This window comes from Methylotenera sp. (assembly GCF_013141425.1).
Classification (GTDB): domain Bacteria; phylum Pseudomonadota; class Gammaproteobacteria; order Burkholderiales; family Methylophilaceae; genus Methylotenera.
Window position 1 is genome coordinate 1 of the sequence record NZ_JABFRA010000091.1, and the last position, 14,466, is coordinate 14,466.

At 45.0% G+C, this 14,466-nt stretch carries 10 protein-coding genes and 1 pseudogene; 1 reads left to right on the forward strand and 10 read right to left on the reverse strand.

Annotation, left to right across the window (positions count from 1 at the left end):
• Window positions 1-338 (reverse strand): annotated as a pseudogene (locus HOO90_RS08115) (NrdJb); the annotation flags it as partial.
• Window positions 339-501: 163 nt separating this feature from the next.
• On the reverse strand, window positions 502-2,667 hold the full coding sequence (locus HOO90_RS08120; protein WP_292841914.1) for an adenosylcobalamin-dependent ribonucleoside-diphosphate reductase: 2,166 nt from the start codon (window positions 2,665-2,667) through the stop codon (window positions 502-504).
• Window positions 2,668-3,038: 371 nt separating this feature from the next.
• Between HOO90_RS08120 and waaA the strand changes: the two genes are divergently transcribed.
• Window positions 3,039-4,301, forward strand: a complete 1,263-nt coding sequence (waaA, locus tag HOO90_RS08125) for a lipid IV(A) 3-deoxy-D-manno-octulosonic acid transferase (protein ID WP_292841916.1) — start codon at window positions 3,039-3,041, stop codon at window positions 4,299-4,301.
• 11 nt (window positions 4,302-4,312) lie between these two features.
• On the opposite strand, the gene HOO90_RS08130 is transcribed toward waaA, so the two are convergent.
• The 8 genes from HOO90_RS08130 to HOO90_RS08165 form a co-directional block, all read right to left on the reverse strand.
• Window positions 4,313-4,906, reverse strand: coding sequence for a hypothetical protein (locus HOO90_RS08130; RefSeq protein ID WP_292841918.1), 594 nt, complete (start codon window positions 4,904-4,906; stop codon window positions 4,313-4,315).
• A gap of 32 nt (window positions 4,907-4,938) precedes the next feature.
• Window positions 4,939-5,496 (reverse strand): hydrolase, encoded by a 558-nt coding sequence (locus tag HOO90_RS08135; protein ID WP_292841920.1) that lies wholly within the window; start codon window positions 5,494-5,496, stop codon window positions 4,939-4,941.
• Complete coding sequence (locus HOO90_RS08140; RefSeq protein ID WP_292841922.1) at window positions 5,486-6,901, reverse strand: TolC family outer membrane protein; 1,416 nt, start codon at window positions 6,899-6,901, stop codon at window positions 5,486-5,488. The genes HOO90_RS08135 and HOO90_RS08140 overlap by 11 nt, the downstream gene beginning before the upstream one ends.
• Before the next feature lie 11 nt (window positions 6,902-6,912).
• Window positions 6,913-7,596 (reverse strand): protein-L-isoaspartate O-methyltransferase, encoded by a 684-nt coding sequence (locus tag HOO90_RS08145; RefSeq protein WP_292841924.1) that lies wholly within the window; start codon window positions 7,594-7,596, stop codon window positions 6,913-6,915.
• Between the two features lie 85 nt (window positions 7,597-7,681).
• Complete coding sequence (locus tag HOO90_RS08150) at window positions 7,682-10,858, reverse strand: efflux RND transporter permease subunit (protein ID WP_292841926.1); 3,177 nt, start codon at window positions 10,856-10,858, stop codon at window positions 7,682-7,684.
• Complete coding sequence (locus HOO90_RS08155) at window positions 10,855-11,949, reverse strand: efflux RND transporter periplasmic adaptor subunit (protein WP_292841928.1); 1,095 nt, start codon at window positions 11,947-11,949, stop codon at window positions 10,855-10,857. Before HOO90_RS08155 ends, HOO90_RS08150 begins: the two co-directional genes overlap by 4 nt.
• On the reverse strand, window positions 11,946-12,578 hold the full coding sequence (locus HOO90_RS08160; RefSeq protein ID WP_292841930.1) for a TetR/AcrR family transcriptional regulator: 633 nt from the start codon (window positions 12,576-12,578) through the stop codon (window positions 11,946-11,948). The genes HOO90_RS08155 and HOO90_RS08160 overlap by 4 nt, the downstream gene beginning before the upstream one ends.
• Before the next feature lie 201 nt (window positions 12,579-12,779).
• Window positions 12,780-14,466, reverse strand: a 1,687-nt coding sequence (locus HOO90_RS08165; RefSeq protein ID WP_292841932.1) for an LTA synthase family protein, incomplete at its 5' end; no start/stop codon positions are given.

Genomic DNA, 14,466 nt, shown 5'->3' on the forward strand with positions numbered 1-14,466 from the left:
AACACCGCAGACATGACGCGTGTTAACGCAACAATCCATTGAAAGTGCTCCATGTTTTTAGAGTTGATGAAAATCTCGAACGGGCGACGGTGCTCTTGTGGCGTGTCTTCGTTCATAATCACATCGTTAATGGTGATGTAGAGCGCGTGCTCTGTCACTGGTGTTTTAATTTTGTAGGTGTTGCCCACGAGTTTGTCTGGGCGGCTAAGTGGCTCGCCTAGTTGAATAATCGTGGCTGCGGTATCTTTTTGCGCTTGTGCTTCTTTTGCAGCTTGGGCTTTGTCTTCGTCGCTTACTAGTTTGTATCCAACGATTTTCTTTTCAATTTTAACTGTCATTTTGTGTTCTCCTTGAGAGGCTTTGCCTCTGTATATTTACTCTTGTTTTAAGCGTCGCGTGTGCTGTTAAGACAAGGCGCATTTAGATTTTTTACCGGAATGTACAAGTAGTACATGAGGATTAAAAATTTAAATGCAACGCTGTATTAACAAACAAAGCAGCTTAAAACTTACCGTAATAGCCTTCTTTTAGGGCGTCGTAGAGATTGGCGGCTGAGTGAGTTTCACCATCGTATTCAATCTCTTCGTTGCCTTTCACTTCAATCTCTGTGCCATCATCTAGCGTGAATTTGTAGGTGGTGTTTTCTAAGTCTTTTTCTGTCACCAACACGCCTTGGAATGCTTCTGGGTTAAAGCGGAATGTAGTACATCCTTTTAGGCCTTTATCGTAAGCGTAGAGATAGATGCTCTTGAAGTCTTCAAAGTCATAGTCTGTTGGCACGTTAATGGTTTTTGAAATTGAGCTATCAATCCATTTTTGTGATGCCGCTTGAATATCCACGTGCGCTTTTGCCATGATGGTAGATGAATCTAAGAAGTAATCTGGCAATTGCTCTTCTGGTTTATCGCTAAATGGCATTGCATTTGGATTCACTAATTCACGGTAAGCGAGCAATTCATAAGAGAATACATCGACTTTCTCTTTTGATTTTTTGCCTTCACGAATCACGTTACGTGCATAGTGGTGCGCGAATGATGGCTCAATACCGTTACTCGCATTGTTTGCCAATGAGAGTGAGATAGTGCCTGTTGGCGCGATAGAGCTGTGGTGTGAGAAACGCGCGCCTTTAGTAGCGATTTGATTACGCAAACCTTCTGGAAACTGTTGCATGTAACGGCTATATTTACCAAGCAACACTTTACCAGCGACTTTTTGACCTACTTTAATACCATCAGCCGCCATTTCTGGGCGTTTTGCAAGCATATCAGCGGTGACTTCAAATTTCTCGTCCATCAATGGTGCTGGACCTTTTTCTTCAGCTAGTTGCACGCCTACGTTCCAGCCTTCTTCTGCCATGACGCGTGTCACTTCATCAGTGAATTTGAGTGATTCTTCTTCACCGTATTTCATTTTCATCATGGTGAGGCTTGAACCTAAACCCAAATAGCCCATGCCGTGACGACGTTTGCGCATAATTTCATCGCGTTGTTGTTGCAAAGGTAGGCCGTTGATTTCAACTACGTTGTCTAACATACGCGTGAATATCGCCACCACTTCGCGGTATTCTTTCCAGTCGAAGTAAGCTTCGTCAGTGAAAGGTTTTTTCACAAAACGAGTGAGGTTGACAGAGCCTAACAAGCAAGCGCCGTAAGGTGGCAATGGTTGCTCGCCGCATGGGTTGGTGGTGCGGATATTTTCGCAGAACCAGTTGTTGTTCATTTCGTTTACACGGTCAATCAAGATAAAACCTGGCTCAGCAAAGTCGTATGTGCTGGACATGATCACGTCCCACAAACGGCGCGCTTTAATGGTTTTATAAACGCGGCAAGCCACTTTACCCGCATCTACGCCTTCTAATTTAGTGAGATATTTACCTTTAATTGGCCATTCGCGCCAAACTACTTGGCTAGCATCATTCGTATTTAGGCCATCAATAATCGCTTCTTTTTCTGTCACAGGGAAAGCAAGTTTCCACTCAGCGTCCGCTTTTACCGCTTCCATGAATTCTTTAGTAATTAAGCATGACAAGTTGAATTGACGTAAGCGGCCGTTTTCACGTTTTGCTTTAATAAAGTCAGTCACATCTGGATGTGAAATATCAAAGGTTGCCATTTGCGCACCACGACGACCGCCCGCGCTAGACACGGTGAAACACATTTTGTCGTAAATATCCATGAAAGAGAGCGGGCCGCTTGTGTAAGCGCCAGCACCTGCAACAAACGCGCCTTTTGGACGCAACGTTGAGAACTCGTAACCAATACCGCAACCTGCTTTTAGCGTTAAGCCAGCTTCGTGCACTTTGTTTAAAATGTCATCCATGCTGTCTGAAATGACGCCAGACACGGTGCAGTTAATGGTTGAAGTAGCTGGTTTGTGCTCTAACGCACCTGCGTTTGATGTAATACGACCTGCTGGAATTGCACCGCGGCGCAAAGCCCATAGGAATTTCTCATGCCATTCTTCACGTTTGGCTTCAGTGGTTTCTACGTCTGCTAAAGCACGCGCAACACGTGCATATGAAGCATCCATATCGGCATCTACATGCTCGCCTGATTTGGTTTTTAAGCGATACTTTTTATCCCAAATGTCTAGCGATACCGCTTGAATTGGAATTTCTTTTTCTAAAACCGATTCTGACTTACTTCCTGATTCGACCGCTTTGAGCATGGATGCCTCTCCTCTTCTTTAGACTAATGCGCTAGAAAATTAACACTTTGCGCTAAGCCTGTGATTTTTAATTAAAAACTACTTTTTTTGTGAAAAAAGAATGCTTAAACACAACATGTTGTGCCTTGAACAGCAATTTATGCCTTTATTTTGTGTACGTCAACACTATTTTTACACGTGATTTTTACTGCATTTTCTTATTTTTTAGCAAAAATGAAGCCTGTGTTTACATTGCGGTGGGGTGAGTAATCACTCACCAAATTTTTTAGGTTAAGAAATTTACAAAAATAAATTTCTCGCAAAAAGTGAGCGTTTATGCGTAGGGCAATTTAGACAAAAACAAGCTGGTCATTTTTGTGAGAAAATGCGGTATGAATCGTTTTATCTATTCCTTGCTACTATATTTGGTGTTGCCGTTTGTGCCACTTAAATTACTTTGGCGCGGTATCAAACAAGCTGAATACCGTCAGCACTGGCGTGAACGCTTTGGCTTTTATTCTCAAGCAACGAGCAAGCCTGTTATCTGGCTGCATTGCGTTTCTGTCGGCGAAACGCGTGCCGCCGCGCCACTTATTAATGCTTTATTGCAACAGTATCCTAACCATCAAATTTTACTCACGCATACCACACCCACTGGCCGTGCCACGAGCGAGCAATTATTTGGCGATAGTGTACGGCGCGTTTACTTGCCTTACGATTTACCTTTTGCCGTAGCGGGGTTTTTAAACCATTTTAAACCTGTCGTTGGCGTGTTAATGGAAACGGAACTTTGGTTTAATTTAATTGCAGGCTGCAAGCACAGAGCTATCCCACTGGTGCTGGCTAATGCAAGATTATCTGAAAAGTCCGCCAATGGTTATGCCAGACTAGGCAAAATTGTCCACAATGGCTTGCAAAGCTTATCTGCCATTGCTGCACAAACTAAACAGGACGCGGAGCGTCTACAAAAACTAGGTGCATCGCAAGTAAGTGTTACTGGTAACTTAAAATTTGAAGCGCAGCCGCCAGCAGATGCCATTGCCCTCGGCCAGCAGTTACGCAATTTATTTGGTGCTACACGCCCAGTTTTTTTAGCTGCCAGTACGCGTGAAGGTGAAGAGAGCCTTATTTTAGAAGCCGTTAGCGCATTACAAATTCCGCATTTACTGACGATTATCGTGCCGCGCCACCCACAACGCTTTAACGAAGTTGAAGTTTTATTGCAACAACGCCAATTACGCTATGCGCGGCGATCTGCTCTAAATCAAACGGTGGATGCAGACACGCAATTTATTTTGGGTGATAGCATGGGCGAATTGTTCAGCTACTATGCTAGCGCAGATATTTGCTTGGTGGGCGGTAGCCTGCTGCCTTACGGCGGGCAAAATCTAATTGAGGCCATGCGCATGGCCAAGCCCGTGTTGATTGGCGCACATACCTTTAATTTTAAAGAAGTTTCAGAGCTTGCCGTGGCCCAATGTGCTGCTTGGCGCGTAAATGACGTGCAAGCCATCAAACAAGCCATTCAAACCTTGGTGGATAATCCGCAAAAACAGCAAGCGATGGGCGCCGCAGGACTTGCTTTATGCGAGGCTTCACAGGGCGCGACGCAACGCACTTTAGCCATTATTCGCGTCGCTTTAGAGAAGTCTTAAACTTAGCTGCCTTACAACTCGCTTATATTAAGTTGTGTCGCATAAATTAGTTCACAGGCACCAGCACCCGTATCTTCACGGCTAAGCGAGCTACGCCAATGCCAGCCATCAGCACGCTTTGCCTCAATGAGTTGGCCTTTTATGTACACAATCTGGCCTGGCCGTATCTTACCGAGTTGACGCTTAACAGTAGCGTTAGCAGGCACAACATGCACATTCGCTGCGTGAATCTCAATCTCGCGCTGCGGGATAGGAAAAGCATCAACTCGCCAATAGAAAAAACGGTTGCCTTGCGTAATCTTAACTTGGTTGAGCACTGCCTCATCCGACATTGGCCCCCAGCCAAGTGCTAAATCCGTAGGTGATAACTTCGCCTCAGTACCCATGGCATAGTCTTCTGTTGAAAGCACTCTTGCCTTAATTTCAAAATCAGCAAGTGGCGTAAGCGTGAAGCCATTCAGCTGAATATCACTAGCTTGGGTGGGGCCTTGAACGGGTTCGTTTGGTGCAATTTCACCGATTCCATGCACGACTGGACGGTGCTGGTAATGATTGAAAGCGCCATATCCTATCAGACCAAGCAATAACAACACTTTCCAATTCATGGCGTTTTAAATTGCGCTTTTAACAGGTGCGTTTAACGAATAAGCTTGCTGATGGCCTTAAAGGCATCGCCTTCGGCTTTACCTAGCCATTCAAACACGATAGATTCGGTATTAGCAATAGAACAACCCGCCTCACGCATTCTGGCAATTGCATTGGCCTTGTTGGCGGGATTGCGCGAGAGAATGGCGTCTTCTGCCACAAATACTTGCTTGCCAGCTTGCACTAAATCAAAGGCTGTTTGCAAAATACAAATATGCGCTTCCATGCCGGCCAACACAATTTGAGTGTGGTCACCCGTTAATTGACGGCTGAATTTAGGCTCAGCCAGACAAGAAAAACTGATTTTTTCGATGGGCTTGGTTGTGGGCAACAAGGCCAGCAACTCAGGCACTGTGTGGCCCAAGCCTTTTGGATACTGCTCGGTAACAATGGTTGGCACTGCGAGTAAGGCAGCGGCATGTACCAAAATACCGGCATTTTTAATGGTTGTTTGCAACTCATCGTGCGGCATTGCCGTGATTAGCCGCGTTTGCATGTCAATAACGACAAGCTGGCTTAAGTTAAGCTGCACTTTAAAATTAATTGGCATTATTCAGCAAGAGTTGTTGATTGATGTCAGATAAATCAGCCTCAGCCACTATGCCTGAAGCCGCTTTTAAGCGAATGATATTCACCAGATAATTGTAGCGCGCTTGCAATAAATCCCGTTTTGCACTAAAAAATTGCTGTTGGGCATTAAGCACATCGACACTGGTGCGTACCCCAACTTCATAACCTAGCTTGGTAGAATCGAGCTGACTTTGACTGCTGATTAATGCTTGTTCGTAGGCTCTTACCTGCGCAATAGTGGTGCTTAAATTCAAATAAGCACGCTGCGTTTCTAATTCTGTTTGGCGGCGCGTAATTTCAACATCATCTTGCGCCTTTTGCTGATTGAGCACGGCTTGACGCACGCGTGAAGAAGTGGCGCCCCCCTGATACAACGGGATTTGTAACTGCAAGCCAATAGTAGCATTGGTCAGGTCATTACCCACACCACTGGCACCGCCGTTGGCGTAGTTATTAGTATAACTGGCTACGGCATCCAAAGTGGGCAAATGCACCGCCTGATTACGTGCCACTTCTTGCTCGGCCAGTTTAAGTGCGTCTTGCTGGATTTGAATGTTCAAATTGTTTTGCAACGCCACATGCTGCCAATCTTGCATATTTTGGCTCAGTGACTTAACTTGAATATCTGCTTTTGCAGTTGCCAATTTATCTGGAATGCCCCCAGTAATGGCTTCGATGGCCCGTTTAGCGATTTGATGCTCATTCACTGCGGCAATTTCTTGGGCTACAATCAAATCGTAGCGCGCTTGCGCCTCATTCACATCGGTAATGGTTGCCGTACCAACCTCAAAAGTCGCTCTAGCCTGCTCTAGCTGACTCAGAATTGCGGTTTTTTGCGCCGTAATTAAATCAATACGATCTTGCGCAATCAGCACATCAAAATAAACTTGAGTCGTCCGTAAAATCAACGCTTGCTGACTTAAATGCAATTGTTTATCGGCTTGGCTAACTTGCGTTTTGGATTGGTCCATTTGCACCAAATTCTGCTTGCGGAAAATTGGCTGACGCGCATCTACGCCGTAGCTATAGCCTTCGAAATTCTGGCGGCCTTCATTTCTAAATTGGTTAAATCCTGAGCCCAGATATTTAATGTCGGTTTGCGAGGCAGAAGCACTCGCACTGAAGTTTACGGTTGGACGATACAAAGCTTTGCCCTGCTCGATAATCTCTTGTGCGGCCTGATTTGCACTTAAAGCCGACGCCAAGGTTGGGTCGTGTGAAAGAGCCAACTGGTAAATATCAACCAAAGATTGTGGATTGCTTTGCGATGCCTGCACATTAGCCAATGACTCCGTCTTGGCTTGGTCGGCCGCCAGGGCCAGCTTAGGTAACGCTAGCAACAATACCAGCGTGATTGCAGAGGACAGGCGATTGAATTGGTGCATTCGACTTCTTTCTAAAACGCAAATTTTTCTGATTGCGGAATATTTTCTAACGGTGGCAAGCAGGTTTCAAAGATTGTTTCTTTACGATAGCTACTGTCGCTGATACGTTGGGTAAGCGTCGCTTGCATAATCGGCAACTCACCCACCACAGCAAACATACGACCACCAATGTTCAACATTTGTTCAGCCACAATGGGATGGAGTTGCAATGAACCCGTGAATACAATTACATCGTAAGGTGCCTCTGCCGCATAGCCATTGGCGCCATCAGCAATGTGCAAGCTTACATTATTAATGTGATGTTGCTGTAAACGTGTATTTGCAAGGCTAGATAACTCAGGAATAATCTCTACGGCATGCACATGCGCCGCTAGTTTGGCGATGAGCGCAGTTAAATAGCCGCTACCTGTGCCGATTACTAAAACTTTATCTGTTTTTTTAATACTCAGCGCTTGTAAAATTCGGCCTTCAATTTTAGGCGAAAGCATGGTTTGATCATGACCAATCGGCAATTCTACATCTGCAAAGGCTAATCCTTGCTGAGATTCAGCCACAAAGTTTTCTCTCGGCACTTCATCAAGCAAAGCCAGCACCACGGGGTCTAACACCTCCCAAGTGCGAATTTGCTGTTCGATCATATTAAATCTAGCCTGTTTTTTTGCCTGATTGCTTGTGTTTTGTTGTGTATTTGTCATGGTGAATTTTCCCGTCAATTTCTTTACATTATAACGCAAGCTGCGCGATACAAACGCTTGATTAAACTCGCTTTTAGCGCTTAAATTAGGCCTGCTCTGGCATTTTCACCCGGAACCAGGCCGCGTATAGGGCAGGCAAAAATAGTACGGTCAATAGCGTTGCCACGGCCAAGCCCCCCATAATTGCCACCGCCATTGGTCCAAAGAACACGCTTCTAGTCAGCGGGATCATCGCCAAAATCGCCGCCGCCGCAGTGAGTACAATGGGTCTAAAACGACGTATGGTAGATTCTATAATCGCCTGCCATTCGGGCAAGCCTGAGGCTTTATCTTGGTCAATTTGGTCAACCAGAATCACCGAATTACGCATAATCATGCCCGATAGAGCAATGGTGCCTAACATCGCCACAAACCCAAACGGCTTATCAAAAGCTAACAGTGCTATTGTGACCCCAATCAAGCCCAAGGGTGCCGTTAACAGCACTAAAAATACCCGTGAAAAACTACGCATTTGCAAAATTAATAAGGTCAGCACTGTGACCAAAAATAGTGGAATACCTTTTGCCACCGAAGCTCCACCCTTTGCGGACTCTTCTACCGCACCGCCAGTTTCCAGCGATACTCCTAACGGCAGATTCGCCTTGATTTCGCCCAGTCTCTCTTCTATTTGAGCCGATACCACTGGCGCTTGCATCTGCCCACGCAAATGGGCGCGCACGGTAATAGAAGGTACGCGGTTGCGTCGCCAGATGGCTCCTTCTTCAAACTCAGACGTAATTGTCGCGATTTGTGAAAGTGGTACGCTGGTGCCATTTTGCGTATTAATCATTAAATTGGGCAGGCGTGATAATTTGGTACGCTCTATTTCCGCACCACGTGCAACTAAATCGATACGTTCATTACCTTCTCTAAACTCAGTAATATACAACTCACCCATCGCGCCGTTCAGCATATTGGCAATGTCTACCGAGCTGACACCTAGTAGCCGCGCTTTGGATTGGTCAATGGCCACTTTCATGACTTTGCTGGGCTCTTCCCAGCCTAACTGCACATTGGACAAATGCGGGTTTGCGCGCATGATATCGGAGATTTCATGTGATATTTCACGAATCTTTTTAAGGTCGTTACCGTTTACCCTAAATTGCACAGGAAAACCTACCGGTGGGCCGTTTTCCAAACGCAAGACAGAAGCCCGAAGTGCAGGAAAATCATTTTCAAATAATTTTAAGAGATCGCTGCGCAAAGCCTCTCGCTGCTCCAGATTTTTGGTCAAAATGACGAATTGTGCAAAACCTCGGTGCGCCAGTTGTATGTCCAACGGCAAGTAATAACGTGGACTGCCGATACCAATGTAGGCCACAAAATTATCAATGCCTTGGTGTTGCTTCTCCCATGCTTGCAACCAGCTTTCTAGTTTTTTTACTTCATCATTGGTAGCCTGGTAAGAAGCACCTTCGGTTAAGCGTAAATCCACAGTTATTTCAAGCCGCGTTGAATCAGGAAAAAATTGTTGCTGAACTTTACCAAAACCAATGATTGCCAATACAAACATGATGAGTGTAATCAGAATCACCGTTTTACGATAACGCACACAGGTTGTAACTAAACTGCGAAAAGCGCTATAAAACTTGGTATTGTAAATATCATGGTGATGGTTATTTGGCTTGCTTGTTTCAGCCAAGCCAAAGCGATTCTTAAGCCATAAACGAAATCTGGATGGCTTTGGTGCATGCGTGTAATCTGGCAATAGGTGATAGCCCAAATATGGCACAAAAATCACTGCGGCAAACCATGAAACGATTAGTGCAATGGCGGTCACCTGAAAAATGGAACGTGTATATTCGCCAGTGGAAGATTCTGCCGTGGCTATGGGCAGAAAGCCAGCCACCGTAACTAATGTACCGGTAAGCATTGGCATTGCCGTTGAATTATAGGCAAACGAGGCGGCTTTTACTCGACCCCAGCCTTGTTCCATTTTGGAAGCCATCATTTCTACAGCGATAATTGCATCATCAACCAACAACCCCAAAGCTAATATCAAGGCGCCAAGCGAGATTTTATGCAGGCCAATATCAAAAAAATGCATGCACAAAAACGTAGCGGCCAACACAACAGGGATTGAAATTGCCACGACAATGCCTGAGCGCCAGCCAAGCGATAGCAAACTGACCCCAAGCACAATCACCAATGCCTCCATGAGCGACTGCACAAAATCATTGACCGAACTTGCCACAATGTTTGGCTGCGAAGTGACGGTTTCAAAACTAAGCCCCACGGGCAGATTTTGCTGAATTTTATGTATTTTTGCATCCAGCGCATGGCCTAGTGCAATCACATCTCCGCCCTGACTCATACTTACCCCAAGCAGTAATGATTCTTTACCGTTATAGCGCACCGTGTCTCGTGGCGGATTTTCAAATCCGCGATAAACTTTTGCCACGTCACCAAGCCTGAAATCTTGGTTATTAGCGCGTAGACGGATATCTCTTAAATCTTCTACCGTGTTATAGCGGCCTGAAACTTCAATGCGAATACGCTCTTTAGGTGAGTCAAACGTACCGCCTTTTACCACCGCGTTTTGCGTTTGTAGAATATTAATCAGTGCCGTGGTACTCAGGCCCAATGTGGATAATTTAGCATTCGATAGCTCAATGTAAATACGCTGTTTGCGTTCGCCAAAAAAATCAACTTTGCCAACATCTTTGGTATTGAGCAGCTCGCTACGAATGATTTCGGCTTGTTTTTTCAGTGCAAAATTATCAAAACCATCTCCCGTCAGCGCATACATGCTGCCGTACACATCACTAAATTCATCGTTAAAAGTCAGGCTTTCGATATTTTGTGGCAATGTATGCCGAATATCGGTGATTTTTTTGCGTACCTGATACCATATTTCTGGAATCGCATTCGACAGAGTTTCATCTTCAATCACAATAAAAATCATCGATTCACCAGGCCTAGAATAGCTACTGGAATAGCCTAAATGCGGCACTTCCTGAATTTTTTTCTCGAGTTTATCGGTGATTTGCTGTTCGACTTCTACCGCGCTTGCGCCTGGCCAGCTGGTTCGCACCAACATCACCTTAAAGGTAAAGGGCGGATCTTCAGACTGACCGAGCTTGGCATAAGCTAAAAACCCTGAAATAGTGAGCATTAGCATGATGTACAACACTAAAGTTTGGTTTTTAAGCGCCCATTCTGAAAGGTTGAAGCGTGACTTTTCGGCTTGGACTTCACTCGCTGGAAAATTATCGTGACTCATGGTGCCGTTTCTGCCTGCCCATCGATAATTTTGGGTATAACCTTTTGACCGCTAAGCAGTGTATGCACACCCGCAATCGCCACCATTTCATTGGCTTGCAAACCGCTTTTTATCACTACGCCAGCTTCACTATAGGGGCCAGTCGTGACTTCACGCGGGTTGGCGATGCCTGTTTTATCAGCCTGAAGTGTAATAACCCAAACACTATTCTTGCCATTAAGTTGAGTTAGCGCGGTCGATGGCACAATAATCTCATCTGCAGAATTTTCAGAGAAACTAACTCCTGCGGTCATGCCCAATTTCACAGCGGCGTCAGGGTCTACGATTATCACTCGCACATCAAACGCACGTGTGGCTGAATTGGCTGCGGGAGCGATTTCACGTACCTTGCCAGCATAGGTTTTTTCGCGATCCGCCCACAATTTAATCGCGACTTGATTGCCTACTTTTAAGCTTGCCATGCGCGACTCTGGCACCGCTACCAAGACCTCAATTTGTTTGGTATCCACGATCTGCGCAATCACCGCCCCAGCTTGTACCACTTGACCTGGCTCCGCATCAATTTTTGTTACCACGCCCTCTCTATCTGCAATTAAGGCGGTATAGCCTGACTGATTACCCGATACTGCCGCCTGCGCTTTAACTTGGGCTAAACGGGCGGCGGATGTTTTAAGTTCCGCCTCGCGCATATCTAAAGCAGAAGCGGAAATGAATTTCTTGTTAAATAAAGTGCGCTGACGCTCGACTTCGGCATTTGCCAGTGCGTGGCTTGCTTCTGCGGCGCGTACATCAGCAGCGGCAGCCTGTGCACTCAGATTCGTATCTACTGCATCGAGCCTTGCTAGCACCTGACCTTTTTTAACCAAGCTACCTACATCCACTTTGCGTTCAATTATTTTGCCATTGATTCTAAAGCCCTGATTCGACTCATAACGTGATTTCACTTCGCCCACCAGAACCATCGCATTGTTGGCTGCAGATTTTCCTACGATAACAACCAACGCTGGACGTGGCGGAGGTAGAGGTTCGGCTGGTTTTTGGCAAGCCAGTAGCAAAAGGCTAACGCTGAAGATTATTATTAATTTTTTCATGTTGGTTCTCTTAACAGTCCACGAATCAATACGATTTGCATTAATTGCAAACGAGCGGATATGTCCGTCCAATTCACCCACTTATCACAGGCCATGGTAATTTGCAGCGAGCAAACACCGTGTACACCCGCCCAGATCGTTTGAGCAATCAAATCGACGTCCTGCAGTTCTGGCTTAAAGCGACCCGCCTCATAGACATCGGTTACCACCGTTTTTAATTGAAAATAGGCATCTTGTTCGGCACTATGTTGCTGCAAACACGACTCGGCAGGGTCATACGGAAGGCGTGCCGCCATGAACATCAATCGATAATGATTGGGATGCGACAAAGCAAATTCGGCATAACCCTGACCGAGCGCTTTCATACGCTCAACTGGGTCGGCTATTTGCATAATGTCTTTTAATGAAGTGGCTAGTGCTAAAAAATCCGTGTCGCAAATAGCGCGCAATACCGCTTCTTTGTCGGCGTAGTGCAAATAAATACTGGTGGCAGAATAGCCGATGCGTTTAGCTATTTCGCGCATGGTGACGGCTTCAACCCCTCGCGACACAAACAAATCGCGTGCAGCATCAATAATCAAGGTGCGCAATTGCTGGCGTTCGGCTTCAGTTTTAGGCTTGGGTGGCATGGTTTACTCAACACTTTTACTTAACGACGTTAATTTAACAATGTTAAGTAAAATATGTCAACCCAATTTTTTATCTTTAGGCTGTAAAGTACGGCTAACCGAATGGGTAGGCCACATCACGCAAGCTAGCTTAAATTAGCTCACTTGTGTGATTAAACACCTTGCGTGTTCATATAAAAACCATCGAAATAAAGGCAATTACTATTGCAATGGCTGGACGGTCATTTTTAACGCGCCTGTTTTGTAATCCCGATTTGCTGTTTGGTAATAGGCAATAGCCTCATTTAGCAAGGTTTCATCTACTTTTGTGGGTGTAGATTCCATGCTTTGCGGGTCAACTTGGTAAGCTTCAACTTTTTGTTTGGGGTTGAGTACAATCAACTGGTTATTTTTTAAATAACCCAAGGCTTGATAATTGCTGATGAACGCACGTTCAGGTTGCTTTTCAGCCTCTGCCTTAAATAACGATTGCCCATAAAAATGCTCAGAACCTTTGGTACCAAGCACGTCCAATAATGTAGGCACAATATCTATTTGGCTGGCTACACGGCTATAGCGGCCTGCAGGTAACATGTCTGGCGCATAGAAAAACAAGGGAATATGGTACTTATTAACTGGCAATTTAGTTTTACCTGCCACCGAGGCGCAATGGTCCGCCACAATGACAAATACCGTATCCTTAAACCATGCTTTTGCTTTTGCATTTTCAATAAATTTTCCAATCGCATAATCAGTATATTTCACGGCACTATCACGCTGACCTTGGTGCAAATCTATTTTGCCTTCAGGGAAAGTGAAGGGCCGATGATTGCTGGTGGTCATGATGTGCGCAAAAAATGGTTTTGACGTTTTAGCATTTTCATCAAACAACTTAATTGAATTATTAAACAAACTTTCGTCATCCACACCCCAAACATTTTCACTTTGTATCGTTTTTGCTTCGAAATCGGTACGGTCAACCACTTTGTAATTGTTACTACTAAAATACTTGTTCATGCTATCAAACACACCATAGCCACCATAGATAAAGAATGTGTCGTAATTCTGTTTGCGCAATATTTCGCCTATGGTCGCCAAATGCTCACTGTTTGGACGATGCACAATGGCCTGACCTGGAATGGGTGGAGTGGCAATAGAGAGTGCGTCCAAACCGCGAACCGTGCGCGTACCAGTCGCAAACAATCGGTCAAAAACAACGCTTTCACTGGCCAGTTTATCTAAGTATGGCGTTAAGTTATGCTTGTTACCGTAAACACCTAAATATTCTGCCGATAAACTTTCCACCGAGATTAACACGACATTCTTTGGGCTGCGTTTGAATGGGCCTAGCGCGGCCTCTTTATTAATTTTGGCTGGCAAAATAGCCGCCGTAGATAGTCGATTAGAACCTATGGATAACAAGGTCTTTTTAGCCAATTCAACAGGTATGGTTTTATAAAATTTGTCGTAATCCAGCTCGTTGCGGTACGCCGCCGCAGAGAAGCTAAACAACCCATTACCAGCAAGCTCATTGGCGTAGGCATTTTTACTGAATTCCATTTGATCGACATTCGCCACTTCAAAACTAATAACTGGCAGTGCAATTGCGGCAATCAGTAGAACCATTTTTCTCTTTTTAGATTGCGGCTGAGTATCAAAACTTATCCATTTATTGAGGCTAAATAAAATTACCAATGTCACCAAGGCAATGATGAATAAAATGAGCGGTACGGGATAGGATTCGCGGATATTACCGATGACTTCTTTGGTATAAATCAAATAATCAACCGCGATGAAGTTAAAGCGCGTGGTAAATTCTTGCCAAAAAATGTATTCAGATATTGCACCAAACAACAGGCCAAATGTAACCAAAAATGCAAGAACCCAACGTGTTGTGTTTAACCAGGGC